At 44.3% G+C, this 25,022-nt stretch carries 23 protein-coding genes; 7 read left to right on the top strand and 16 right to left on the bottom strand.

All coding sequences use genetic code 11. The features are described 5' to 3' along the window. Positions 1–76 precede the first annotated feature (76 nt). The 4 genes from ACVLR6_RS09525 to ACVLR6_RS09510 form a co-directional block, all read right to left on the bottom strand. Complete coding sequence (locus tag ACVLR6_RS09525) at positions 77–793, bottom strand: 16S rRNA (uracil(1498)-N(3))-methyltransferase (protein WP_005179155.1); 717 nt, start codon at positions 791–793, stop codon at positions 77–79. 24 nt (positions 794–817) lie between these two features. Next, entirely contained in the window at positions 818–1,654 is an 837-nt protein-coding gene (metF, locus tag ACVLR6_RS09520) for a methylenetetrahydrofolate reductase [NAD(P)H] (protein ID WP_016659212.1), read from the bottom strand. Positions 1,655–1,844: 190 nt separating this feature from the next. After that, positions 1,845–3,227, bottom strand: coding sequence for an adenosylhomocysteinase (gene ahcY, locus ACVLR6_RS09515; protein ID WP_005179150.1), 1,383 nt, complete (start codon positions 3,225–3,227; stop codon positions 1,845–1,847). A 333-nt stretch (positions 3,228–3,560) separates the two neighbouring features. Further along, positions 3,561–4,073 (bottom strand): tetratricopeptide repeat protein, encoded by a 513-nt coding sequence (locus ACVLR6_RS09510; protein WP_168382085.1) that lies wholly within the window; start codon positions 4,071–4,073, stop codon positions 3,561–3,563. Between the two features lie 236 nt (positions 4,074–4,309). Here ACVLR6_RS09510 and ACVLR6_RS09505 point away from each other — a divergent pair, with 236 nt between their 5' ends. Further along, entirely contained in the window at positions 4,310–5,653 is a 1,344-nt protein-coding gene (locus tag ACVLR6_RS09505; protein WP_160241160.1) for an amidohydrolase, read from the top strand. Between the two features lie 130 nt (positions 5,654–5,783). Here the strand turns inward: ACVLR6_RS09505 and tnpA are convergent, their stop codons facing one another. Beyond that, positions 5,784–6,233, bottom strand: a complete 450-nt coding sequence (tnpA, locus tag ACVLR6_RS09500) for an IS200/IS605 family transposase (RefSeq protein ID WP_023274418.1) — start codon at positions 6,231–6,233, stop codon at positions 5,784–5,786. A gap of 72 nt (positions 6,234–6,305) precedes the next feature. On the opposite strand from tnpA, the gene ACVLR6_RS09495 reads away from it, so the two are divergent. After that, positions 6,306–7,697, top strand: a complete 1,392-nt coding sequence (locus tag ACVLR6_RS09495; RefSeq protein WP_455995084.1) for an RNA-guided endonuclease InsQ/TnpB family protein — start codon at positions 6,306–6,308, stop codon at positions 7,695–7,697. A 381-nt stretch (positions 7,698–8,078) separates the two neighbouring features. After that, positions 8,079–8,339, top strand: a complete 261-nt coding sequence (locus ACVLR6_RS09490; RefSeq protein WP_005179143.1) for a hypothetical protein — start codon at positions 8,079–8,081, stop codon at positions 8,337–8,339. A gap of 14 nt (positions 8,340–8,353) precedes the next feature. Here the strand turns inward: ACVLR6_RS09490 and ACVLR6_RS09485 are convergent, their stop codons facing one another. The 3 genes from ACVLR6_RS09485 to lipA form a co-directional block, all read right to left on the bottom strand. Continuing rightward, positions 8,354–8,740, bottom strand: a complete 387-nt coding sequence (locus ACVLR6_RS09485) for a carboxymuconolactone decarboxylase family protein (protein WP_005179142.1) — start codon at positions 8,738–8,740, stop codon at positions 8,354–8,356. A 151-nt stretch (positions 8,741–8,891) separates the two neighbouring features. Further along, positions 8,892–11,465: an acyl-CoA dehydrogenase gene (locus tag ACVLR6_RS09480; RefSeq protein WP_163141592.1), complete on the bottom strand. Its 2,574-nt coding sequence runs from the start codon at positions 11,463–11,465 to the stop codon at positions 8,892–8,894. A gap of 454 nt (positions 11,466–11,919) precedes the next feature. Then, positions 11,920–12,933 carry a lipoyl synthase gene (gene lipA / locus ACVLR6_RS09475; protein ID WP_005179140.1) on the bottom strand — a complete coding sequence of 338 codons (1,014 nt, stop codon included), beginning with the start codon at positions 12,931–12,933 and terminating at the stop codon, positions 11,920–11,922. 213 nt (positions 12,934–13,146) lie between these two features. Between lipA and sthA the strand changes: the two genes are divergently transcribed. After that, positions 13,147–14,562: a Si-specific NAD(P)(+) transhydrogenase gene (sthA, locus tag ACVLR6_RS09470; RefSeq protein WP_005179136.1), complete on the top strand. Its 1,416-nt coding sequence runs from the start codon at positions 13,147–13,149 to the stop codon at positions 14,560–14,562. Positions 14,563–14,694: 132 nt separating this feature from the next. On the opposite strand, the gene ACVLR6_RS09465 is transcribed toward sthA, so the two are convergent. From ACVLR6_RS09465 to map, 5 genes are all read right to left on the bottom strand, one after another. After that, on the bottom strand, positions 14,695–15,660 hold the full coding sequence (locus ACVLR6_RS09465; RefSeq protein ID WP_455995083.1) for a TauD/TfdA dioxygenase family protein: 966 nt from the start codon (positions 15,658–15,660) through the stop codon (positions 14,695–14,697). 205 nt (positions 15,661–15,865) lie between these two features. After that, entirely contained in the window at positions 15,866–16,000 is a 135-nt protein-coding gene (locus ACVLR6_RS09460; RefSeq protein WP_005179131.1) for a hypothetical protein, read from the bottom strand. Next, entirely contained in the window at positions 15,993–17,207 is a 1,215-nt protein-coding gene (locus ACVLR6_RS09455; RefSeq protein ID WP_168395926.1) for an MFS transporter, read from the bottom strand. The genes ACVLR6_RS09460 and ACVLR6_RS09455 overlap by 8 nt, the downstream gene beginning before the upstream one ends. 156 nt (positions 17,208–17,363) lie before the next feature. Beyond that, positions 17,364–18,422 (bottom strand): OmpW/AlkL family protein, encoded by a 1,059-nt coding sequence (locus tag ACVLR6_RS09450; protein WP_104473685.1) that lies wholly within the window; start codon positions 18,420–18,422, stop codon positions 17,364–17,366. Positions 18,423–18,741: 319 nt separating this feature from the next. Next, positions 18,742–19,563 carry a type I methionyl aminopeptidase gene (map, locus tag ACVLR6_RS09445; protein WP_075175260.1) on the bottom strand — a complete coding sequence of 274 codons (822 nt, stop codon included), beginning with the start codon at positions 19,561–19,563 and terminating at the stop codon, positions 18,742–18,744. Positions 19,564–19,770: 207 nt separating this feature from the next. Here map and rpsB point away from each other — a divergent pair, with 207 nt between their 5' ends. The 3 genes from rpsB to ACVLR6_RS09430 all read left to right on the top strand — a co-directional run bounded on the left by rpsB (position 19,771) and on the right by ACVLR6_RS09430 (position 22,084). Next, positions 19,771–20,517 carry a 30S ribosomal protein S2 gene (gene rpsB, locus ACVLR6_RS09440; RefSeq protein ID WP_005179120.1) on the top strand — a complete coding sequence of 249 codons (747 nt, stop codon included), beginning with the start codon at positions 19,771–19,773 and terminating at the stop codon, positions 20,515–20,517. Positions 20,518–20,660: 143 nt separating this feature from the next. Continuing rightward, positions 20,661–21,536 (top strand): translation elongation factor Ts, encoded by an 876-nt coding sequence (gene tsf / locus ACVLR6_RS09435; protein WP_168395927.1) that lies wholly within the window; start codon positions 20,661–20,663, stop codon positions 21,534–21,536. 65 nt (positions 21,537–21,601) lie between these two features. After that, on the top strand, positions 21,602–22,084 hold the full coding sequence (locus ACVLR6_RS09430) for a DUF3465 domain-containing protein (RefSeq protein ID WP_075175261.1): 483 nt from the start codon (positions 21,602–21,604) through the stop codon (positions 22,082–22,084). A gap of 45 nt (positions 22,085–22,129) precedes the next feature. Here ACVLR6_RS09430 and ACVLR6_RS09425 read toward each other — a convergent pair whose 3' ends face one another. From ACVLR6_RS09425 to mltB, 3 genes are all read right to left on the bottom strand, one after another. Beyond that, complete coding sequence (locus ACVLR6_RS09425) at positions 22,130–22,591, bottom strand: Mpo1 family 2-hydroxy fatty acid dioxygenase (RefSeq protein WP_168395928.1); 462 nt, start codon at positions 22,589–22,591, stop codon at positions 22,130–22,132. 408 nt (positions 22,592–22,999) lie between these two features. Continuing rightward, positions 23,000–23,611 carry a septal ring lytic transglycosylase RlpA family protein gene (locus tag ACVLR6_RS09420; RefSeq protein ID WP_005179113.1) on the bottom strand — a complete coding sequence of 204 codons (612 nt, stop codon included), beginning with the start codon at positions 23,609–23,611 and terminating at the stop codon, positions 23,000–23,002. Between the two features lie 292 nt (positions 23,612–23,903). Then, entirely contained in the window at positions 23,904–24,905 is a 1,002-nt protein-coding gene (mltB, locus tag ACVLR6_RS09415) for a lytic murein transglycosylase B (protein WP_005179112.1), read from the bottom strand. Positions 24,906–25,022: the final 117 nt, after the last annotated feature.

Here is a 25,022-nt window from a genome sequence, read left to right as displayed (position 1 = left end):
ATAATATTTTGAGATTAGTCAGTAAACTTTAAAAAAGCAATCATCTGACTCAGCATTCAGCTAAAAATAAGACGAATTACACGCTGAAGTTAAAATTTAAAATAGAAAGTGCGACCACAGGCGCAGTTTCAGTTCTTAACACGCGCTCGCCTATACACCAGTTCACAAAACCTTTCGTATTTGCGCTACTGATTTCAGCCTCGCTCAGGCCGCCTTCAGGCCCAATTAACAGGGCAAGTTCTGGCGTGGCATTGTGTAAGACATTCACTTCATCTTTGTTGGGTGCTAATACCAGTTTGGTGGCTGGCAGATCGGTATCGAGCCATTTTTCCAGCGACATCGGCGGGAGAATTTTAGGCACAATATTCAGACCACATTGCTCACAAGCAGCAATGGCGATACCTTGCCAGTGATCCAGTTTTTTCTGGTCACGGTCGTATTTCAGACGCATTTCGCAGCGTTCAGAGGTGAGGAGCTGAATCTCGGAAACGCCGAGTTCCACCGCTTTTTGAATGGCATAATCCATCCGGTCGCCCTTACTCATGACCTGACCGAGCAGGGCCTTGAATTTAGGTGTACGGTTGCCCGGATTAAAGCTGTTGACCATCACCGTTGCTGTTTTTTTCTGGACGTCGGTAAGGGTCACTTCATATTCGCCACCTTGTCCATTGAACAGGGTGGCTGTGTCGCCCACTTGTGCGCGCAGTACTTTACACCAATGGTGAAACACGGTTTCGGTCAGCGCGAGCTGCGTCTCAACCGTTAATTCAGCTTCAATATAAAAACGTGGCATAAAGTACAACTCGCAAAAAGAAAATTAGGCTAAACCAAGATCAGTCACAAGCTGACGGGTAGGCTCGGTATTGTTCATGGTGTAGAAGTGCAGACTTGGCGCACCACCTGCAATCAGGCGTTCACAGAATTTCAGCACCACTTCATGACCGAAGGCTTTAATCGATGCCGTGTCATCACCATATGTCGCCAGTTGCTTGCGAATCCAGCGTGGAATTTCAGCACCAGTACTATCGGCAAAGCGAATCAGGTTGCTGGCATTGGTAATTGGCATAATACCCGGCGCCACCGGAATATTGACACCGGCTTGCTGAATACGCTCAACAAAGTAGAAGTAGGCATCCGGATTGAAAAAGAATTGCGTTAAGGCTGCATTGGCGCCGGCATTTACTTTTTCAACAAAATGCTGAATATCTTTATCAAAGCTTTCCGCTTGTGGGTGCATTTCCGGATAGGCAGCCACTTCAATATGGAAATGATCACCGGAATGTTCACGAATAAAGCGGACTAGATCCTGTGCATATGGCAATTCACCCAAGCCAACCTGACCGGATGGCAAGTCACCACGCAGTGCCACAATACGGTCAATACCTTGTGATTTGTACAGGTCCAGCAATTCGGCAATACGCGCTTTGTCATCACCAATACAAGACAGGTGAGGCGCAACCGGTGTGCCTTTGCCATTGAAGTCGTTAATGGTCGATAAGGTACGTTCACGAGTTGAACCACCAGCGCCATAGGTCACCGAGAAAAATTCTGGATTTAAAAGCTGAAGCTCTTGGTGTACGGTCTTGAGTTTTTCTGCACCGGCATCAGTTTTGGTTGGGAAGAACTCGAATGAAATCGGAATCTGTTTTGACATGTTGAAATCCTTTTTATAAATACTTTTTATTCACCCTCTCCCTGACCTCTCCCAAAGGGAGAGGAGTATTCATTACTGAATAACGCAGAGTCTTGGCTCAAATTACTTAAATTTCACAAGTAAAACTCGTAATGTAAATGATTTGAGAGTTCACCCTCTCCCTATGGGAGAGGGATGGGGTGAGGGCTAATTAATATTTATAAGCATCCGATTTAAACGGACCTTCAACCGCTACACCTAAGTAGTCCGCTTGTTCTTGCGTCAATTGCGTCAGAACGCCGCCAAAACCTGCAACCATTGCAGCTGCAACTTCTTCGTCCAATTTCTTCGGAAGCAGTTCAACGCGAATCGCGGCTTGTTTTTGATCTTCAGGAAGATCAGCAAATTTCTCAGCGAACAAGTGCATTTGACCTAAAACCTGGTTGGCAAATGAACCGTCCATCACGCGTGATGGGTGACCTGTTGCGTTACCCAGGTTCACTAAACGACCTTCAGACAGCAGGATCAGGTAATCATTTTCATTTTCTGAACGATACACCTGGTGAACTTGAGGTTTCACTTCAACCCACTTGTAACCACGTAGGTAGTTAGTGTCGATTTCAGTGTCAAAGTGACCGATGTTACATACAACAGCACCTGCTTTTAATGTATCCAGCATGGCAGCGTCACAAACGTGGTAGTTACCCGTTGTTGTTACGATCAGGTCAGTGTTTAAAAGAAGGTCAGCGTTAACGTCTTCTTTCTTGCCGGTTTGAACACCATTTTTGTATGGAGAAACCACTTCATAACCGTCCATGCAGGCTTGCATTGCACAGATAGGATCGATTTCAGAAACACGTACGATCATGCCTTCTTGACGAAGTGATTGCGCAGAACCTTTACCTACGTCACCGTAACCAATGACCAGCGCACGACGACCAGATAAAAGCATATCGGTTGCACGTTTGATGGCATCGTTGAGTGAGTGACGGCAACCGTATTTGTTGTCGTTTTTAGACTTGGTTACTGAATCGTTTACATTGATTGCAGGTACTTTCAGAGAACCGTCTTTCCACATTTCAAGCAGACGTTGTACACCTGTGGTGGTTTCTTCAGTAATACCGTGGATTTTCGCCAAAACTTCTGGGTATTTTTCGTGAACAAGTGCAGTTAAGTCACCGCCATCGTCCAGAATCATGTTGGCATCCCAAGGCGTGCCATTCACGTTAATTTGTTGCTCTAAGCACCACACGTATTCTTCTTCAGTTTCACCTTTCCAAGCGAACACAGGAACACCAGACGCAGCAATGGCAGCAGCAGCGTGGTCTTGAGTCGAGAAGATGTTACAAGAGGTCCAGCGTACTTCAGCGCCAAGTTCAACCAAAGTTTCGATCAGAACTGCTGTTTGGATTGTCATGTGGATACAACCCAGGATTTTAGCGCCAGCAAGTGGTTTAGCCGCAGAGTAGCGTTTACGCAGACCCATCAGGGCTGGCATTTCAGCTTCTGCAAGTTTGATTTCTTTACGACCGAAGTCTGCTAAAGTGATGTCTGCTACTTTGTAATCAGTAAATGAAGCATTAACCGCGTTCATCACGATCTCCTTAATAAAAACAATTGATCATTCAGTTCGCGGATGCCGTTGTTGATCAAAGCGGATGTTTGACCGATGGTCGAGCCTAGCGCTTTTACATTTCGTACCTGTAAAACGTCGCAGCATCCCTCGACTAGCGCAGTATTGTACTTGGAAATTGCCCAGAGTTCCAATCTGAAATTGTTGAATATCTGGCTAAACTGTTCCGGTTTCTCGCTGTAGTGTTCTTTGATCTCCAAAACAATTAAAAATTCCGGCTAATCCAGCGCCTATCTTCATGCATCAATATAAAAAAGCCCATCACCTGATGAGCTTTTGATCGGGTTGAGTGGGTTACTCGGCAGCTTTGGCTTTTTCAGCCCAGTAATCTGCCTGTACTTCATTAATTTCGACTCCCAGGCCATGTTCATAAATACAGGCCAAATCGCGCATGGCCTGTGCATCGCCTAGTTCAGCCGCTTGCTGAACCAAATTTACCGAGGTCGGAATATCCTTTTCTACCACATTCCCACGACGATAATAGCCAGCCAGCTCCAGAATTGCGCCTGCATGTTTCTGTTCGCTTGCTTGTTTCAACCAGTAATAGGCTAACTCAAAGTGAGTTTTGGAATCTTCAGGATCATCTTCCTGCACGTCTTTGGCATAGACGGTATAACCTTCGCCCAACCAGTACATGGCTTCCAGATGACCATTTTCAGCGGCTTTTAAGGCCCATTCTTCAGCCAGCAGGTTGTCATCTTCATGCTCGCTTTGCATATACAATTCAGCCAGCTCAAACTGGGCATCGGCTTGGCCTGCAAGCGCACGGTTAATCAGGGCGGGAGGAACTGTGATGGCGTCCGACATGGTCATATCCAGAAAATATTTGCTATAAGCCTAAAAGGTCTGCCGGAAAAAAGCCAATCTGAAATGAAATGTTTTGAGTCATAGCGCAAAATTGCTCGCTAAATTGTGGTAATTTTCAACTTTTAAAATATCAAGTATAGTGCAAATGACTATATAAAATTACAACAATAGCCTTGTATTTTAACCCTAAATTCTCCGAATATAAGATTTTAAACGGTTATAAAAATGGAGTTTCCATGCAGCTCACTAAAACCTGTCTTAGCTTGGGGTTAGCCATGAGTATCTCTCAGTTTGCTTTTGCAGATTGGGTGGATGATGCCGCTACAAAAGTCGAGCAGCATACCATTCAATTGCGTCATCATATTCACGCCAATCCTGAACTTGGCAATATGGAATTTAAAACGTCGGAACTGGTGCAAAAAGAATTACGTTCTTACGGCATTGAAGTGAAAAAAGGCTTTGCCAAAACCGGTGTGATTGGCGTATTAAAAGGTGCAAAACCGGGCCCGATTATGGCCTTGCGTGCCGATATGGATGCCTTACCGATGGAAGAAAAAGCCCAAGTGCCTTTTGCCAGTAAAGCCAAAGGTATTTATCAGGGTGCAGAAACACCGGTCGCACATGCCTGCGGACATGATACCCACACTGCCATGCTGTTAGGTGCGGCCAAGGCACTGGCAGAGAATAAAGATAAAATTGCCGGTACCGTGGTCTTTGTATTTCAGCCTGCGGAAGAAGGTGGTGCCGATATTGATAACTTCCTGAATGGTGATCAGGTCGGTGCACGTAAAATGATTGCCGATGGCGCGCTGAATAATCCAAAACCTGAAGTGATTTTTGGGATGCACGTGATGGCAGGTATGCCAAGTGGCAATATTTTCTATAAAGATGGTGTGGCTTTAAACAGTGCCGACAATATTCGAGTGACTTTAACCGGTCAGCAGGTACATGGTTCAATGCCGTGGAAAGGACGTGATTCTATTGTCGCCGCGGCTGATATTATCCAGAATTTACAGACCATGGTGTCGCGCCGTGCCGACTTGAGTAAAGGCATGGGCGTGGTCAGTATCGGGCAGATTCAGGGTGGTACCAGTGGTAATATCTTGCCTGAACAGGTTTCGATGATCGGAACCATTCGTTCCAATCATGAAGATATCCGTCAAAGCATCTACAAAAACCTGCCAACCATGATTGATCACACCGCGCAAGCCAATGATGTAAAAGCCAAAGTGGAAATTTCACCGTATGCGCCGGTCACCACCAATGATAAAACCTTAACTGAATTGATGGCGCCATCTTTAATTCAGGCCGCGGGTGAAGGTAAGGCGCATGTTTTAGAACATAACCAGAGCGCCAGTGAAGACTTTTCTTATTATGGCCAGCTGATGCCATCTTTATTTGTATTCCTGGGTGCGACACCGGCTGATCAGGATATGAGTAAAGCCGCACCGAACCATAACCCGTACTTTATTGTCGATGATAAAACCTTAAAAACCGGGGTAGAGTCGCATATGCGTTTTATTCTGGATTATCCAAAAGTTGCCAGCCAGGTACAAAGTGCATGGAAGGCTAAAAAATAATGGTCTTGAACCTATAAAACTCAAGAGAAAAACGGAGCAAATCGGCTCCGTTTTTTATGGCTCATAGATAGAACAATCAAATATCCGCTTTGAACAAAACTAAGAGCTAACTCGCTCTTTTAAGGGCGAGTTAGCTCTTTTTTAATGACATGGACTTTTTAGCATTTTTTTCTGACGTTGGTGTTCTTTGTTCTTCAATGTATTTTTTCACTACATCCAAACTTGCGCCACCACAGGATACAGCGCAGTAACTAGGCGACCAAAAGTGATTGCCCCATAGTTTTTCCTTAACTTCATCCCAAAATGAACGCCTTAAAACATAAGAACTTTTCCCTTTCAGTTTTCCAACTAGGTTGGAAACTGAGTGCTTTGGATGAACACTTACAAGCAGGTGGATGTGATCATCTTCACCATTAAACTCAATAAGCTCACAATCCATTTGCAAACAGGTTTCTTCCATAATCTCTTTTAGGGAGGAAAGCATGTCTTTTGTTAATACATCTCTTCTGTATTTCGTAACAAATACTAAATGAACAATGTTTTTATAAATGCATGATCTACCTGTTCTCCACTCGTACATATTATCCTCATACTAGATTTACTTTAACCTTATTTTAAGCTAAAATAACCTCAACACCTAGAGGTTTTTCAATTGCTAACAGGCATCCAATTAAGAGCATACCCAACACAACATCAAAAGCTGATTTTAAGTCAGTGGATGGGTTGTGCTCGTTTCGTTTGGAATGCCAAATGCGATGAGGATAAATACTTTCGAGGATTTGCCCGTAAGTTTGCAACTTTTGATCACTATTATGAAACCCAAGATCAAAAATACGCTCACTTTAAATCAGATGAGATTAGTTCATGGCTTGCAAACTGCCCTAGTACAATACAAAAGAACTCAACCGTTAATTGGTACAACACACTCAAAAAATCTATTAAAGGTTTATGTGGGCGACCAAAACGTAAAAAGAAGACAGATAAAGGTTCGATTCATTTAACCTCTGATTTATTCGAGTTTCGCACGGAAAGAAATAAGCGCAAGCTATATATCGGTGGTAAAAAATTTAATATAGGCTCATTAAGTTTTAAGGCTCATGCTAACTTTAAAGAACCGAAATCCCTTTATATTCGCAAAGAGCGTGGTCAATATTTCGTTTCTTTCTGCTATGAAGATGGTGTTGAGATTCAAGAGTTTGATGGTAAGAAATTCGATGCTAAAAAATACGCCAAAAGACAGTTAGATCATTTGCAGGGCATGGACGAAGAACAACTACAAAAAATAGTGGTTGGTATAGATCGTGGTGTCACCATTCCTGTTCATGCAGGCTATGAAGAATTTGATTTCTCTAAAGAACAAAAGAATCATTTAACAAAAGCAGATCGCTACATTAAGCGACTGCAAAGAAAACTCGCTCGACAAGTAAAAGGCTCAAACCGAAGAGCTAAGACCAAACATCGAATTGCGGTGCATCACTCTAAGAAAGCCAATATTCGCAAGGACTTTGCTCATAAGACAAGTCGTAGTTTAGCTAATGGATTCGGTCAGGTATTTATTTTTGAGAAACTAAATACCAAACAGATGACCAAAAAGCCTAACCCTAAGAAAGATAAATTCGGACGTTTTATTCCAAATAAGGCTAAAGCCAAAGCAGGCTTAAACAAATCTATCCTGAACGTGGGTTGGCATAGAATTGCATCATTCCTAGCTTACAAAGCAGTTAAGCTAGGTAAAGCGGTATTTACCATCAATGCTTCTTATACAAGTCAAGAGTGCGCTTTATGCGGTCACACTCACCCCGACAATCGCAAAAGCCAAGACAAGTTTAAATGCGTGAGTTGTGGACACATTGACAATGCAGATCACAATGCATCAGTTGTTATTAAGAACAGGGCGATTAATTTAATTTTAGACAGTGGAACGCTGTTGGATGACAATCATTTGTCATCTAGTGGGCGCAGAGGTATTCGTAAGACGACTAAGGGTGTTAAAGCCCTTTTTCGCAGTACCAATGAAGCGTCAAAAGAGATGTGTGCAACTTAGGTTGCACTACGGAAACTCGGTTGCTTTAGCTCCGAGTAGTTCATATATAAAATTGAGCAGGAGAGAGTTAGGTAATAACGATGGAAGTTTAACGGAACCCATATATCAAAATAGCCTAAGTTATTTAATCTCTTTTACCTCTCAGAACCTGATCATGCGTTAATTATAAAATGAAGATTAAATATTCCTTGTTTGCGTCTGTTATGACTTAGAGAGAAAACCAGGATAAGGGAGTTTTTGATTTATCAGAGGATGGATAACAGCAGTCGATGTAAACCAATTCATCTTTAATTTAAATTACTTACAAAAATAGAGTTGAGCGGAGCCGTAGCATTTTTTAAGTTAGACCCATACAACGGAACAAAAAAAGAGAAGAAAAAAATGGTGAACTTTCTAACCGCAGAAGATGCAAAAGTGCTTTCGGCGCATGCCAATCTGGACATCAACCTGTATAAAGCGCGTTTAGCCAGTTTAATTGAAGAGAATGCCAAGCAGGGCAACACTGCAGTATTTACGGTATTGCCCAAACATTTGCCTTTGGAAGAAATTCGCAATCTCTCTGCCGAACTGACCCAGCTTGGTTATCAGGTACGTTTTGAAGTCAGTGAATTCTTTTACAGCTTTAATGTGTACTGGATTTAAACTCGCCCGACAATTTACGCGTTGGCCTGATAGTCCTGAATGACTTCTAATGCTGCACGGAAGGCTTCTTGCGTGGCCGGTGCGCCGCAATAGGGCAGGCTATGCAGTAGTACTTCCTGAATTTCTTCCACTGTCGCGCCATTATTTAAAGCCCCGCGTACATGACCTTTTAATTCAGTCGGGCTTTTGAGCGCAGTTAAAAAGGCAATTGTTACCAGTGAACGATATTTGCGCGGCAATACATCTTCACGTTGCCAGGTAGAACCCCAGGCATGTTCATTAATCCAGTCCTGCAAAGGCTGGGTAAACGGCACAGTATTGTCCTGCGCACGTTTCACAAAACTTTCACCCATGACTTCTGTACGTACTTTTAAACCATTGTCATAATCTTGTTGTGACATCTTGTTTCCCTCAATATTGTCTTCGATGTAGCTTAACGGCTTATGTAGTCTATACCATTGGAAGATGGTCGTAGAATGCCTGTCAGAAGTGTCATTTCCAGTCCATAAAAAAGTGGCCCGAAAGCCACTTTATTCAATATTCAGCATATAACTAAAAACGGATAAACGGTTCCGGATCCTCTTTATGATGATCTGTGGCCAGTTGTGCGGTGCCACCGGTTTTCGGTTCTGCTGAAGTTGCCGGAGGATGAGCTTCCGTATCGACACCTAAAGGTTCAATTAAATGCGGATTGTCTAGTGGCAGGGTCTGTTCCAGCTGCATATCGAAAATATCGGTCAAAATACTGTCAAAGCGCTGCGCGTTATAACTGAGTAGCTGGCTAGCTTCTTCGGGTTGAATCGCGCCGGTATTTAGGGCATCGGCAATGTGTTCTTCAAAACTGAGGCCATCAAAACTGCCTTTGGCTTCAGCTTTTTTAAAGCGATCCCACAGCGGTTCAATCTCGGTTAAGCTCTGGAAGGTACTTTCCATCCGGCCAAAGACATCGTCCGGGTCCGTGTTATAGAAAACATGCTGTTTCAGCTGCTGGCGAAAAGCATTGTCCTGCATCATGCTCATGGCCACATCACGTTTCAGCTGATCACTTGGTGGCTGCAAGGCACGGCCCCACGGGAAGCAGATCAATTTCACGACGCCAGCCGCCAGCTGCATAGGGAAATTATTGAACAGTCCAAAGAAGGCTTCTTGTGCATTAAACAGTGCTTTGTCTAAAGCCAGTTGCGCATGCAGTTGCTCATCTGCGGTTTTTTGCCCATGTGCATAGTATTTTAAGATGGCGGTGGCAATAAACAGCTGCGCATGAATATCGGCCAGGCGTCCGGACAGCATTTCCTTGCGTTTAATATCACCGGCCAATAAACCCAGACACATATCGGCAGTCAGGGCAAAGGCCGCACTAAAACGGTTGATGGTTTTGTAATAAGGCCGGCTAAATTCATCGGCTTGTTGCGGAGCATCGGATGAACCGCCAAACCAGCCAAAGGCAAATGCGCGCGCAGTCCGGTTAAAGGTATAACCGAGATGATGGTAGAACAGTTCATTAAATTGTGTCAGCGCGGCATCTTTATCAGGGGCTTGTAGCAGTTGTAATTCTTCATACAAATACGGATGGCAACGCATCGAACCCTGGCCAAAAATCATCAGCGAGCGGCTTAAAATATTGGCCCCTTCAACGGTAATGGAAACTGGAATGGCCTGATAGGTCAGCGCCAGAAAGTTCCGTGGACCCAACTGGATGGCGCGGCCACCGACCACATCCATACCATGATTAACCACACGGCGCATAGACTCTGTGGCATAGTACTTGGCCATCGCGGTCATCACGGCAGGTTTGCCGCCCTGATTCAGTCCACAGGTCACCAGATAGCGAAAGGCTTCCAGCATATAGGTTTCACTGGCAATATCACTGGTGACTTCCTGTACGCCTTCAAATTTCCCCACCGACAACTTGAATTGCTGGCGGATTCGCGCAAAAGCACCGACATTTAAATAGGTCATTTCCCCGGCAGCGGTTGACAGTGCCGGTAAGGAAATCCCGCGACCGACGGCCAGACATTCCATTAACATGCGCCAGCCTTTACCGGCATTTTCCACACCACCGATAATCCAGTCGAGTGGAATAAACACATCCTGACCTTCGACCGTGCCATTCATAAATGGTGAACCGGGATGATGGCGCGGCCCGACTTTCACTCCGGCGTGATTGGCCGGCAGCAGCGCACAGGTAATGCCGTAGTCGGTTTTAGTCTTATCGCCGAGTAAGCCTTCCGGATCATACAGTTTAAAAGCCAGACCAATCACGGTGGCAATGGGTGCCAATGTAATCCATCGTTTGGAGAAATTCATTTTCAGACCCAGTACGTGCCGGCCTTCAAACTGGCCATAGCAGACCACGCCAGTATCGGGGATGGCACCGGCATCGGAGCCGGCTTCCGGGCTGGTCAGCCCAAAGCAGGGAATTTCTTCGCCTTTGGCCAGACCGGGCAAGTAACGTTTTTTCTGCTCATCGGTACCGTAGTGCAGCAGCAACTCACCCGGGCCTAAGGAATTGGGCACCATACAGCTGACCGCGGCGGTTAGGGAGCGTGAGGCAATTTTGCTCATAATCCGGCTTTGCGCAAAAGAACTGAAAGCCTTGCCGCCGTATTCCTTGGGAATAATCAGGCCCAAAAACCCATGGGTTTTAATAAACTGCCAGGTTTCAGGAGATAAATCTTTGTGCTTATGATGGATTTCCCATTCATCCAGCATGTTGCACAGCTGTTCCACTTCATTGTCTAAAAAGGATTGTTCCTCCGCACTGAGCGTAGGATAGGGATATTGCTCAAAGGTATCCCAGTTGGGCGCACCCATAAACAGCTCTTTTTCCCACCAGCTGGTGCCGGCATCCAGTGCTTCACGTTCGGTGCTGCTCATGCTTGGCATGGCTTGTGACAAAGCCTTATACGCGGGTTGGGTGATGATTTTCATGCGCAAGGCATCCACCATCACAATTATGCTCAGCACAATTAACGGAATGCCTAAAATTAAGGACCAGGGATTAATAAAGGCAGAGACAATACTGACCGCGATCAGGGTCATGGCACCGCTGTTGCGAGACAGCTGAAAATAGAAAATCGCCCACAGTGTAAAAACAAGAATGACGATACTGAGTATAAAAAGCATTATTGTATTTCTCCCGGCTGCTACAGCATCACCGTGCCTGCAAGGAAAAATGAAAGAAATGCTGCTTCATTTTGTCTGAAGTCATCCGGTGAAGGCTGTTCTTGGAACTTCGGTATCGTTTTTTTAAATATCAAGACCATCAAAACGATTGCTAAAAACAAACTCTATGGATGAAGGTTGGTTGAAAAATGATCGACATTCAAGTAAGAACGCGCAACGAAATGTGAAGATAAGTAAGGGTTTAGCAGCTAGGTCAAAGAAGGATAGAAATTTATTTCTGATTTGAATAGGGTATTTTTTTAAAGACGAGCCGTATTTGGGTCTAAGAGGAAATAGATGATCTCTCTGGGCTAAAAATTCTGATCCGAGGACGATGTAAAAATTTAAGTAAAAGATGACCTTGTAAAAAAGCCCCGAATCCGGGGCCTTGTTTTCTAAGCTTAGTTTTCTCAGCTTATGCTTCGATGGTTTGTACACTAATTTTCTTGGCAGGATCAGTCTTGCGACGTACTGCTGGAACTGGCTCGCCGTAGTATTGACGGTCTGCAAAATAACTTGAACGCACCATTGGTGCAGACCAGATATTTTTAAAGCCCAGTTTGCGGCCATGTTCTGCATAACGCTCAAATTCTTCTGGTGTTACAAAGCGGTCAATTGGTGCGTGCTGTTTTGATGGCTGTAAATATTGGCCAATGGTCACATAATCTACATCATGTGCTCTCAGATCATCCAATAATGAAATCACTTCTTCTTCAGTTTCACCAATACCCACCATCAGGCCACACTTGGTTGGAATTTCTGGGCAGTATTCTTTAAACATTTTCAGCAGGTTTAAAGAGTGCTGATAGTCTGAACCTGGACGCATGGCTTTATATAAACGTGGCACGGTTTCAATATTGTGGTTAAACACATCTGGCGGACATTCAGTCATAATGCGCAGCGCAATATCCATACGGCCACGGAAATCCGGAACCAGAATTTCCAGCAGGGTATTCGGACTTAAGGCACGGGCTTCTTTAATACAGTCAACAAAATGCTGTGCACCGCCATCAAGCAGGTCATCACGGTCTACCGAGGTAATGACCGCATATTTCAGGCCTAAGTTGGCAATGGTTTCTGCCATATGACGCGGCTCATCCGGATCAAGCGCATTCGGACGGCCATGGGCAACGTCACAGAACGGACAGCGACGAGTACAAATATCACCCATAATCATAAAGGTTGCAGTACCGCCACCAAAACATTCTGGCAGGTTCGGACAGGCTGCTTCTTCACAGACGGTATGCAGTTTTTGCTGACGCAGTGTCGATTTGATCCGTTGAACTTCTTCTGGCGCCGCCATCTTGACCCGAATCCAGTCCGGTTTGCGCGGCGTTTCAACCGTAGGCACAACTTTTACAGGAATACGAGCGACCTTTTCTGCGCCACGAAGTTTAACACCCTGTTCTGGTTTACGGTTTTCAGACATATTCAACTTTTCCACTGTTTTGACGGGGGAGATATTCGAAAAATAGCGCCTCCATTATAACGGACTTGGGTGCAAATAGGAAAAAAACGATATTCATTTAAAAAATGTGGCTATCACGCAATATATGCTAGGTAAATACAGAAAATCATGATGTTTTCAGTCATAATATGCATATGAGATATAAACAGAATAGATTAGTTTAAGGAGCGTTGAATGCCACGTAAAAAAGAGGTGGTTGCCGGAACTTTCGTTAAATATGATGCGGTGGTCTTAGGTTCTGGTCCTGCAGGTGAAGGCGCAGCAATGAAACTTGCCAAATCGGGCATGCGTGTTGCTGTGGTGGATATGCGTGAGCAACTCGGCGGTAACTGTACTCACGTGGGCACAATCCCAAGTAAGGCGCTGCGTCAGACGGTATCCAGCATCATCCGTTACCAGCGTGATCCGATGTTCCAGAAAGTGGGCGACTGGAAACAGTTCACCATGAAACAGGTGCTGCGTAATGCACATAAAGTGATTCAGCAGCAGGTCGATACTCACTCACGCTTCTATGACCGCAATAAAATTGATATCTATCACGGTCGTGCTTATGTGCAGGACAAAAATACCGTGCTGGTATTCAGTCCGGAAGGCATTAAGGAAACCCTGATTTTTAAGCAGCTGGTGATTGCAACCGGTTCACGTCCGTATCGTCCAGAAATTTTAGACTTTAACCATCCACGTGTATTCGATTCAGACAAGATTCTGGATCTGGATTTCTCGATTCAGAAAATCATCATTTATGGTGCCGGTGTCATTGGCTGTGAATATGCCTCGATCTTCATTGGTCTGGACCATAAAGTCGACCTGATTAACACCCAGCATAAATTGCTCAGCTATCTGGATGATGAAATCTCCGATGCCTTGTCCTATCACTTGCGTGAACAGGGCGTGTTGATTCGTCACAATGAGCAGATTGATCATTTGGAAACCTTTGATGATCACGTAGTGCTGCATTTGCAAAGTGGCAAGAAAATCAAAGCCGATGCCATCTTGTGGTGTAACGGCCGTTCAGGCAATACCGATGGTTTAGGCCTGGAAAATGTTGGCTTAAAACCAAACAGCCGCGGTCAGCTGACGGTAAATGAGCAATATCAGACTGAAGTAGAAAATATTTTCGCTGCTGGTGACGTGATTGGCTGGCCATCTCTGGCGTCTGCTGCCTATGACCAGGGTCGCTGTGCAGGGGCCAACATGAGTGGCGAAGAAAATGTGGCACCGGTGACTGATATTCCAACCGGTATTTATACCATTCCGGAAATTTCTTCAATTGGTAAGACCGAGCAGGAACTGACTGAAGAAAAAATTCCGTACGAAGTGGGTCAGGCTTCTTTCCGTCATCTGGCACGTGCGCAAATTACCGGTGATACGGTTGGTGAACTGAAAATTCTGTTCCACCGTGAAACTTTAGAAGTATTGGGTGTACATTGCTTCGGGAATAACGCGGCAGAAATTATTCACATTGGTCAGGCGGTAATGAACAGCCCGAACAATACCATCAAGTATTTTGTAGAAACCACATTTAACTATCCAACGATGGCAGAAGCGTATCGTGTGGCGACCTTAAATGGTATGAACCGTCTGTTCTAAGCGGTTGCTCATACTGAAAAACCCGTAAACACAGTTTGCGGGTTTTTTTATGGTTAGATAAAAAGGATAAATATCCTGCAGTCAAAGTCCTGAACATCGGTGCATATTCAGTATCTCTAGTTCAGTTCCTGCTTAAAAAGGTCGGCTTCCGGCAAGGCTGATACGTTTTAACAAACGGCGCTGCTCGGCTGGAAATGGACGGCGGGAATGCAGGGTAGCCTGATTATCCCAGAACACAATATCACCGACTTCCCGCTGATGCTCATAGGCAAATTCTGGTTGAAGCAGATGGGCACGTAACTGGGTAATCAGTTCGCTACCAGCCTGATCGTCATAGTTTTCCAGTTCCACTTCGGCATGGGTATTGAGCCACAAAGCTTTACGCCCCGATTCTGGATGGGTGCGCACCAAAGGATGTGGATAGGCATGGCTTAAAACCGGTTGATCTTTAAAGCGATACAGCGGACTGTTGCCATAAACGCCGTCTTGCGACGAGGCTTGGGTTTTCTGCCGGCGAACAAAAGGGTTGTAAGTAATTAATTGTAGCTGGTCGATATGTGCCTGAATGTCGGCATCTAGGGCATTATAAGCTTTGATGGTATTAATCCAGCTGGTCTGGCCACCATTTTGTGGCAGTTCAATAGCATAGAGCAAAGAGCCAAAGGAGGGCAGTGGTGTCCATTGATGATCGGCATGCGGGCTTAATTCACCATGACCAGTATAATCGCCTTGTCCTACTGCATTGGAAACAGGCACGATATCGGGTGGTACACCGCTATCATCCTGCGCGGCCAGTACAGGCGTGTCGGCAGCGGGACGGAAAATTGAACCGAAATAGGTGGTAAAGGCCAGATACTGTAAATCATCCAGCTGTTGCTGTTTGAAAATTAAAACTAAATGTTCTGCCAAGGCCTGTTTCAGCCGGAAAATGGTTTCACCCGATTGAGCCTTGCGCGCATCTAATCCATACACCACCGCACCAAGAGCCTGGTCAGTGTGTGGAACAATACGGATTTCGCTGCCGTCCTGAAATTGATCGGCCTGATGCCAGCGCGGTGCATCATGAATGGCTTGGGAAAGTGGGGTCAGACTGGTCATGTTTAAATTTTTCTCTCAGTGTTATTGCCTCAAGAAAATTTAGAAAAAACCGCAGGCCAAATAAAATCAGAAGAAATGCTAAACTTATGAAAAGGCTATAAAAATAATTAAATATATGATTTATATTCTTTTAATTAAAACAGCAAACCAAATAACTGAATTTGCTGTTTCGGGATTTGCTGTTGATGCTGCGGGTTTTTAAACATTAATGTGCACAAAACGCCTGATTAAAGTATTCAAACAGCTGCGGGGTTTTCATCCATAACAGCAGCGATAAAATAAAAAAGCTGATAATGCACAGGCCAATCAGAATTTTTAACAGCGACATTGAATTAGTCATGCACCACCGCCTGTTCATTCACAAAGAAATGTACCCAGACGCCAAAAGCACTTAGCGCAATCGAGAACATCCAGATGGCATTATAGTTACCGGTTAAGTCATGGTTCAGGCCACCCAGCCAGCCACCGAGGAACGAACCAACCTGATGGGTGAAGAATACAATCCCACTGAGCATGGTCAGATATTTCACCCCGAACATATTGGCTACAATGCCATTGGTCAGTGGCACGGTCGATAACCATAATAGTCCCATAATGACACCAAAGCCATAAATTGTCCAAGTACTGAGCGGTAACAGTAAAAAGGCGATAATGGCAAGACCACGCAAGCCATACAGCCACATCAGTAAATGCGGTTTGGAATATTTGCCGCCCAGCCAGCCAGCCGTATAGGTGCCGACAATATTGAATAAACCGACTAAGGCCAGGAAGATGGTGCCGGTGGTGGCGTTAAACCCATGATCAATTAAATAACCCGGTAAATGAATACCAATAAACACCACCTGAAAGCCGCAGACAAAAAAGCCCAAAGATAAAAACCAGAATGGCTTGTGGTTTTTGGCAATCACCAGAATCTGCTTAAATGTTAACGCCGGCTGCGGTTTGGTGGTCGCTGCATTCGGGTCGGTATACATCGGTGCTTTTAAAGTCCATGCCAAAGGAATTAGCAAGGTCATTAGAATGGCGCTAACCACCAGTGCACCTTTCCAGCCTAAATTCTGCAATAACAGCAGTGTGGTCGGCAGCATAATAAACTGACCGAAAGAACCTGCCGCACTGGCAATTCCCATCGCCAGACTACGTTTTGAAGGATGTGCAGCCCGGCCAACTGCAGACAGTAAAATCGGAAAAGAGGTGGCAGAGAGCGCCAGACCTAAAATTAAACCGGCACTTAAATTCAGCAGCCAGCCAGTCGAGCTGACCGCCATCAGCAATAAACCCAGTGCATATAAGGCACCACCAACGGCGACCACAATTTTACTGCCATATTTGTCGGCAAAGGCGCCGGTAACTGGTTGTACCGCACCCCAGATCAGGTTTTGCATGGCAATGGCCAGACTAAAGACATTGTGCCCCCAGCCAAATTCATGGCTCATTGGCACCAGATACAGGCCAAAGGCATGTCGTACCCCCAATGACAGCGCCAGAATAATGGCACTTCCCATCAGCATATAAATCAGGGCTTTGGAAAAACGGGTATCTGACATAAAAAGTCCGGCAGCCAGGAAAGACCTGCTTATGTTAGTAGATTGCCGCGCGGGAGGCGATAGAATAAAAATTAAATAAAAGATAAAATTTTTTTATGGCTGCATCAAAAAAGACAGCCCGAAAGGCTGCCTGATGATGGACTAAAAAATTGAAGCCTAGAAACGGATACCAATACCGGCATAGGCCAGAATCGGATTCACTTCAATATCGGCCTTAGAACGAATAAGTTCGCCATGTGTGGCATCGGTCACGGTAATGGTGGTGTCATTTTGCAGATGTGCATAGGACAGCGAACCAACCGCAAACCATTTTTCATTAAAGTCATAAGTAAAGCCTGCTGTGATTACTGGAGCAAAGGCATCTGTTGCTTCAACTTTGACTTTAGGATTGGCTTTGTCATTCGGTGACCCATCTAGTGATGCTCCGGCTTTATTATCCAGAATATTAGCGATCATATGTCCTGCAGCAATCAGGTCTTTTTCAGTCTGTGGATTAATTTCCAGTTCATTAAAATAAGCATACATTAAGCCTACGCCAACATAAGGACGGAATTTATTTACGCCAGTCTTGCCAAAGTGATACTGAAATTCAAAAGCAGGCGTCCATGCCCGAGCTGAAGCGGCAGGGCCATGTGCTTCTAAATCCGTAATAAAAATATCATTGTCTAACTCAATGGAGCCCACAAGTGGGGAAGCTATAGCACTGAATGGAGCATATATTTTTCCCTTACCTTGTAAGTCTACTTTAGGTGGAATGCCAGCTTTCATTTCAAACGAAATATTATCGGTAAAAAAATAGTTGGTCATAATGCCTAAAGTGGTAACATCATCAGCCTCTAATCCAGTGCCTGGATTCGTCCAGTTCTCTAGGCCATAAACTTGTGCTGTACCGCTCATGAACGCAGGTAAGGTACTATCTGGATTGATGCCATTAATTAAATCAATTAACCAATTCGCTAAACCAGATGAATTTTCTACGCGGTTATCAATGACTGCCTGCGATGAAATTTCTCCAACGTCAGACTGTATTCCTTCATAGGCAGCAGTATTAACTTTGAATGGCTGCGCTTTACCTTGTGGCATCACATGTAAAGCACCCACTGATACAGAAAAACGTTTAAAACCATCACCATCTTGCAGGCTAAAATACGGTGAGGCATAAGAAACAGCAGGTAAGGCCAATAGCGTGCTGGCAAATAATAAGGTCTTCTTCATATAAGGGACTCCATGTCCAATTTGTTGCGCGTTTTTATAAGGGCCATTATTTAATAGTTAGATAAAGCAAGACTGTTGTTTTTGAAGAAGATTGTTTTATTACATTTGTAACATTCTTGAAATAACTTTGCTGCTCTGTGACTTATTTATGACTTGTGTAGCTAGAAATGGTAATACGGTTTTTAGGGATGAAACCTGAATATTGATATAAGTATTTGATTTATTTATTTTAAGTTGAAGTTTTAGGCGATAAAAAAGGCCACATCAATGTGACCTTTCTGACAATTTTTTTAGTTTTTACGCCAATGACAGCTTATGACTAGAAACGTGACAAGTCTTCTTCAGGACGTGCAGTCAGGACTTCCAGACCGTCTTTAGTCACTAAAATAGTGTGTTCATATTGCGCTGAAAGTTTGTGATCTTTGGTCACCACGGTCCATTTATCGCCAAGTAATTTGGTTTGCCAAACACCCGCGTTTACCATTGGTTCAATGGTAAAGGTCATGCCTTCTTCTAAAATCATGCCGGTATCTGGCTGGCCATAATGCAGCACTTGCGGTTCATCATGGAAGGTTGTTCCAATGCCGTGACCGCAATATTCGCGCACCACACTAAAGCGCTCAGATTCGACATATTTCTGAATGGCATGGCCAATATCACCAATGGTCGCGCCCGGTTTTACAACTTCCATACCGCGGTACATAGCTTCCTGTGCTACTTTGCACAGACGGTTGGCCAGAATTGAAGTTTCACCACCAACGATGTACATCATGTTGGTATCGCCGTGGTAACCATCTTTAATGACCGTGACATCAATATTCAGAATATCGCCTTTTTTTAATGTCTTGTTTTCAGATGGAATACCGTGACACACCACGTGGTTTACCGAAGTACAGATGGTATGCTGGAAGGCTGGACGACCTGGGGCTGCACCATAGCCCAGGCAGGCTGGAATGGCATTTTGTACATTGACAATATAATCGTGACAAATCGTATCAAGCTCAAGTGTGGTTACACCCGGTTTGATATGTGGCTTGATCATATCCAAAACTTCCGCTGCCAGTCGTCCCGCTACCCGCATTTTCTCAATTTCATCTGCGGTTTTAATTAATCGACGAGGCGCTTGATAAGTACTGTTCATGATCTCTAAAAACTTTTGGAAATTTATATGTGACTATGGTATAAATAGCCGCCCATTTTATCAAATGCTTTTTCGTGAATAAATTTCGCGGGCATTGTGCGATGGGGCAACAAAATCCGCACATATATCGTCACATTACTCTGGGTGCCCTTTGGGGTGGAGAATGCGGATATATGGAGGCCTAACCCAAACTTTAAGGTAAAGAAAATGGCAGATTACAACGTAAGCATGCGCGACCTTCTACAAGCTGGCGCGCACTTTGGTCACCAAACTCGTTTCTGGAACCCAAAAATGCGTCAATACATCTTTGGCGCGCGCAACAAAATTCACATCATCAACCTTGAGCACACTGTTCCTGCGTTAAATGATGCTTTGAACTTCGCTAACCAATTAGCAAGCAAAAAGAACAAAGTTTTGTTCGTTGGTACTAAACGTGCTGCTTCTAACATCATCCGTGAACAAGCTCAACGCGCTGGTCAACCATACGTAGATCACCGTTGGTTAGGTGGTATGTTGACGAACTGGAAAACACTTCGCCAATCTATCAACCGTTTAAAAGATCTTCAAACTCAATCCACTGACGGTACTTTCGCTAAGCTGACTAAACGTGAAGCTTTAGAGCGTAGCCGTGAGATGGAAAAACTTGAACGTGCTTTAGGCGGCGTTAAAAACATGGGTGGTTTACCTGACGCATTATTCGTAATTGACGTTGACCACGAAGCAATCGCGATCAAAGAAGCGAAAAACCTAGGTATTCCTGTAATCGGTATCGTTGATACAAACTCTAACCCAGACAACGTAGACTACGTTATTCCGGGTAACGACGATGCGATCCGTGCAGTAACACTTTACGCTTCTGCTATGGCTGATGCGATCATTGCTGGTAAAGAGTACGCTCAAACCCAAGCAAATGCTCAAGCGAAAGGCGAAGAAGCTCCAGCTTCTGAGGCTTAATGCGTTTTTGACGCAAGCTTGTCATTTTTGCGACATGTGATGGTGGCAAAGTAAGCGTCATGTATGCAGGCGGCCCATGAGAATCCTCTGGGCCGTTTCTGTTCTAAAAAGAATTCATTTTCTACCGAATTTAGGAGATAAACATGACTGCAGTTACAGCAAGCATGGTTAAAGAACTGCGTGATCGTACTGGTCTAGCAATGATGGAATGTAAAAAAGCTTTGACAGAAGCGGGTGGTGACATCGAATTAGCGATTGACAACCTTCGTAAATCTGGTCAAGCAAAAGCAGCTAAAAAAGCTGGTAACATTGCTGCTGACGGTGCGATCACAATTGCTCAAGAAGGCAACAAAGCAATCCTTCTAGAAGTAAACTGCCAAACTGACTTCGTTGCTAAAGACGAAAACTTTGCTGGTTTCTCTGCGAAAGTTGCTGCTGCTGCACTTGCTGCAAACGAAACTGACGCTGCTAAAATCGCTGAACTTAAACTTGAAGATGGCGCAACTGTTGAAGAAGCGCGTATTGCTCTTGTTCAAAAAATTGGTGAAAACATCCAAGTTCGTCGTGCACAAATCGTTGAAGGTGAAAACCTTGCTGTGTACAAGCACGGTTTAAAAATCGGTGTTGTTGTTTCTTACACAGGTGATGCTGCGACTGGTAAAGGTATTGCAATGCACGTTGCTGCATTCAACCCAGTTGCTGTTACTGCTGAACAAGTTCCTGCTGATCTTATCGCTAAAGAGAAAGAAATTGCAGAAGCGAAAGCAGTTGAATCTGGTAAGCCTGCAAACATCGTAGAGAAGATGGTAACTGGTTCGGTTGAAAAATACCTGAACGAAGTTGTTCTTGAGCGTCAAATGTACGTAATCGACAACGAGAAGAAAGTTGCTGATGCATTGAAAGCTGCTAACACAACTGTTGCTCAATTCGTTCGCTTCGAAGTAGGTGAAGGTATTGAGAAGAAAGCAGAAATGAGCTTCGCAGAAGAAGTTGCTGCTGCTCAAGCTGCTGCAAAATAATTTATTTTGCGAAAAAGCCCCGTTTCGGGGCTTTTTTTATGACCAAGACAACAACAGGAAGAACAATGTCGAAGAAAACCAATATGGGCATTGGCGCAGTAATTGCGCTGCTGGTTGCGGCTTATTTAGGTATCGACCTACAACCGCAAAACTCCGGTTCAAATACCTTCACTCAACAGCAGTCTGAAACCACACTGCAAGCTCCCGTTCAGGATGATACCGCCAAAATTGCCCAAGCCTTTCAGCAACGAAAAAATGATGTACAGGTACAAGCTACTGGTACAGTAGTGGCACTGTTAAGTGATGACAATGAAGGTTCGCGCCATCAGCGTTTTATTCTGGAACTTGGCAATGGGCAAACCTTGCTGGTTGCCCACAATATTGATTTGGCTCCACGCATCGACCGTCTGCAAAAAGGCGATACTGTCGAGTTCTTTGGTGAATATGAATATACCGACAAAGGTGGCGTGATTCACTGGACCCATCATGATCCGCAAAAACGCCATGTTGATGGCTGGTTAAAGCATCAGGGAAGCATCTATCAATAAGCCCTCCAGCACTGGAGCAAAATGCTTCCTGATGTGTAAGCGTCTTTAGGTTTGGATATCCAGATGCGTGGTGTGCTGGCGAGATTTCCAGGATGGTAAAATCTTGCCTAAATAGGCATCCATACACCAGAGCGGTCCAATCAGCAGGAATTGCAGATCTTTAAAGAACGATGGTTTTTTGCCTTCGACCTTGTGGCCATAGAACTGTCCAATCCAGGCAAAAACAAACAGCGCAATATAAAAACCAACACCAACCGGTAAAATCCAGATTAACCAGGCCATCACCAGAGTCAGTGCTGCCATGGCCACGGCCAGTACCAGATCCAGGCGTGCATAAAAAATAAAGGCCAGCACCAGTAACAGGGCAGTAAGCAGGGCGCTGAAATGCGCAATGATGCCAATAATGGAAAAATAGATGGTCGGTACACAGACCCAGTGAATCAGTTTATTGGTCTTGTTTTGATGACTTTCGCTATATTCATCCAGCCATTCTGAAATTGTTTTCATGCAGCACTCCTTTTGCATTATTTTTCTGAGTTTTCAAGAATGTTCTCACTATAAACGAGAAACAGAAAACGGTCAAAATTGGCCGGCAAAAATACCTGAAAATCTCAAAATGAGGGAAATAGGGAAATTCCTGTATAAAGTAATAGGGCTAAATGCGCATAGGATGCGTTTTAAGCGCAGAAAAAATAAAAAGCTACCTAAGGTTCAAAAAGGATGAAAAGCACGCTAAGCGTGGAAATGAATGCAAATCTGTATTTTTAGAACAGATCATTCACTTTGATGACCAGATCAGCGTATTTAAAATCCAAAAAATGGATAGGGAAGTAAGCGTCTTTCCCTGAATTTGGGCATTAAAAAAGCCACCTGAGGTGGCTTTTGGGTCATATGGTGCAGGAGCTTAAACGGGTATTAGGAGTTTGGACCATCTACACGTTCAATGCTGACTTTGGCTACGCCGGCATTGGTAATGCCTAAACGTTTCGCAGCACCGTAAGATAAGTCAACTACACGGTTACCATGGAATGGACCACGGTCATTAACCTTAACGATTACGCTTTTGCCATTGTTCTTGTTGGTCACACGGATATAGCAGTTCAGTGGCAGGCTGCGGTGTGCTGCAGTCATGGCGTTCATGTCGAATGTTTCGCCGCTGGCAGTTTTACGACCGTGGAACTGACGACCATACCAGGAAGCCATACCAGTCTGGCTGAACTTACGAACAGTATTCGATGCTACGGTGTTTAACTTTTCAATGACAGAAGGCTCTTCTTCTGGGATTTCAATTTTTGCAGCGATGGTTTCGCGGCGGATTTTATCGCCAGAACGTTCTGTAATTGAAAGGCTATTTAAATTAGAGAAGTGAGTATTAAAGCTTTGTGCTTCTTTGTTCAGCACACGGGCAGCCAGGCTAGAACTTTCATTGTCGTTATTGAACGATGATGACTGTACCATTTCGGCTTGCGACTGACTTAAGGTAAATACCGTCGACAGCGCCAGTAAATATTTAATTGAAGAATGCATATGTTTAAAACTCCCGCAGCTTGATGCCGTGAATCAACCCTAAGTGGTTGATATAGCAGACATCATGCCTGTTATTTCACTTTTGCAACCATATTTGACGAAATGGATAATATTCATCGTTTACTAAAGGTGTCTAGTCTTTACACGGAAATAACGACAAAAAATACCAAACTTTTACCTCTTTTGGTTAAAAAATAACCAATATTGTAACAAAGTGTGTGAAAAGTCGTTTTTGTGCGCAAAATCTCGTAAAAAAATCTTGACTTTGTAACTTTTGAGTAAAAATAAGTTCTTATCGACTGACAATTTCAGTGCCCAATAACCAGAGTGCAGTGGCATACATACGGCTGCGGTTATAGGTGGTAATCACCTGAAAGTTTGGATAGGTGATGTAATAAATTGGACCATAATTTTCTTGTAATTGAATGACATTGACCAGATCGAGGTCATCAATTTTCACAATCGGATTCAGCGGACTGATGCCCTGATTTTTCAGCACACCATACGGGGTAGGCAAGGTTAGATCTTTGGCAATCACTGCATCTGGAGTTGAGCCGCTATAACGGGCAGGGAATGCAATCGGCTGATTACGCTGCCAGCCATGCTGGGCCAAATAGTTGGCAATCGAGCCAATCGCATCTACTGCTGAATTTCTTAAATCAATATGTCCGTTGCCATCATAATCGACGCCAAATTTAGGAATATTGCTTGGCATAAACTGCGGATAGCCAATTGCACCGGCATAGGAGCCGACCACAGAATGGGTGGCAACGCCATCTTTATAGCTCCAGGCAATTAGTGCAGACAGTTCGCTCTGGAAATATTCGGCCCGGCGTGGATAGCCAAAACCTAAAGTGGCCAGCGCATCCCGGGTAATAAAAGAGCCTTTATTGGAACCAAAACCGGTTTCCACACCTAAAATCCCCAGAATAATCGCTTGCGGCACGCCAAACTGCTGTTCGGCACGATTCAGGGTATCGGCATATTGCTGTTTGAAACGCACACCACGTTGAATGGTGCTTTCAGCCAGAAAATTGGTTTTATAGGCATACCACGGTTTGCTTTCACCGGGACGATTCATGATGTTGATAATATTCGGCAGATTTTTGGCACCGCTCATGGCGCGATCAATTTGCTCGGAACTGAGCCCATACTGCTGCATGGTTTTTTGCTTAAAGTTTGGATAGTCCGGATGGCTGAGGAAGTCATTGGCCTGAACAACACTGGATAAGGAAAGAGCACCAACAAGTAAAGAAAGACGCTGTAATTTTTTATAGAAATAACGATTCAACATATTGGTTCAATTTCCCAATGTATTATCAATTTAGTGACAAAAAGCAGATGGTGTTTAAAAATTAAAACAGGTTGAGCAAAAGTGTCGATTTAAAAAGACAGTTCACACAGGCAATTA

The sequence above is a fragment of the Acinetobacter sp. T63 genome (genome assembly GCF_053852345.1).
The sequence above is the reverse complement of the archived record's forward strand: the minus strand, read 5'-3'. Positions and strand labels throughout refer to the sequence as shown.

Bases quoted from the DNA above. Each gene is read 5' to 3' on its own strand.
- ACVLR6_RS09510 (WP_168382085.1), bottom strand. From the start codon at position 4,073: ATGTCGGACGCCATCACAGTTCCTCCCGCCCTGATTAACCGTGCGCTT.
- ACVLR6_RS09430 (WP_075175261.1), top strand. From the start codon at position 21,602: ATGTCGAAGAAAACCAATATGGGCATTGGCGCAGTAATTGCGCTGCTG.
- tnpA (WP_023274418.1), bottom strand. From the start codon at position 6,233: ATGTACGAGTGGAGAACAGGTAGATCATGCATTTATAAAAACATTGTT.
- ACVLR6_RS09505 (WP_160241160.1), top strand. From the start codon at position 4,310: ATGCAGCTCACTAAAACCTGTCTTAGCTTGGGGTTAGCCATGAGTATC.
- lipA (WP_005179140.1), bottom strand. From the start codon at position 12,933: ATGTCTGAAAACCGTAAACCAGAACAGGGTGTTAAACTTCGTGGCGCA.
- mltB (WP_005179112.1), bottom strand. From the start codon at position 24,905: ATGTTGAATCGTTATTTCTATAAAAAATTACAGCGTCTTTCTTTACTT.
- ACVLR6_RS09425 (WP_168395928.1), bottom strand. From the start codon at position 22,591: ATGAAAACAATTTCAGAATGGCTGGATGAATATAGCGAAAGTCATCAA.
- ACVLR6_RS09420 (WP_005179113.1), bottom strand. From the start codon at position 23,611: ATGCATTCTTCAATTAAATATTTACTGGCGCTGTCGACGGTATTTACC.
- ACVLR6_RS09455 (WP_168395926.1), bottom strand. From the start codon at position 17,207: ATGTCAGATACCCGTTTTTCCAAAGCCCTGATTTATATGCTGATGGGA.
- ACVLR6_RS09460 (WP_005179131.1), bottom strand. From the start codon at position 16,000: ATGACTAATTCAATGTCGCTGTTAAAAATTCTGATTGGCCTGTGCATT.
- ACVLR6_RS09525 (WP_005179155.1), bottom strand. From the start codon at position 793: ATGCCACGTTTTTATATTGAAGCTGAATTAACGGTTGAGACGCAGCTC.
- ACVLR6_RS09490 (WP_005179143.1), top strand. From the start codon at position 8,079: ATGGTGAACTTTCTAACCGCAGAAGATGCAAAAGTGCTTTCGGCGCAT.
- sthA (WP_005179136.1), top strand. From the start codon at position 13,147: ATGCCACGTAAAAAAGAGGTGGTTGCCGGAACTTTCGTTAAATATGAT.
- ACVLR6_RS09450 (WP_104473685.1), bottom strand. From the start codon at position 18,422: ATGAAGAAGACCTTATTATTTGCCAGCACGCTATTGGCCTTACCTGCT.
- rpsB (WP_005179120.1), top strand. From the start codon at position 19,771: ATGGCAGATTACAACGTAAGCATGCGCGACCTTCTACAAGCTGGCGCG.
- ACVLR6_RS09480 (WP_163141592.1), bottom strand. From the start codon at position 11,465: ATGCTTTTTATACTCAGTATCGTCATTCTTGTTTTTACACTGTGGGCG.
- metF (WP_016659212.1), bottom strand. From the start codon at position 1,654: ATGTCAAAACAGATTCCGATTTCATTCGAGTTCTTCCCAACCAAAACT.
- map (WP_075175260.1), bottom strand. From the start codon at position 19,563: ATGAACAGTACTTATCAAGCGCCTCGTCGATTAATTAAAACCGCAGAT.
- ACVLR6_RS09465 (WP_455995083.1), bottom strand. From the start codon at position 15,660: ATGACCAGTCTGACCCCACTTTCCCAAGCCATTCATGATGCACCGCGC.
- ACVLR6_RS09485 (WP_005179142.1), bottom strand. From the start codon at position 8,740: ATGTCACAACAAGATTATGACAATGGTTTAAAAGTACGTACAGAAGTC.
- tsf (WP_168395927.1), top strand. From the start codon at position 20,661: ATGACTGCAGTTACAGCAAGCATGGTTAAAGAACTGCGTGATCGTACT.
- ahcY (WP_005179150.1), bottom strand. From the start codon at position 3,227: ATGAACGCGGTTAATGCTTCATTTACTGATTACAAAGTAGCAGACATC.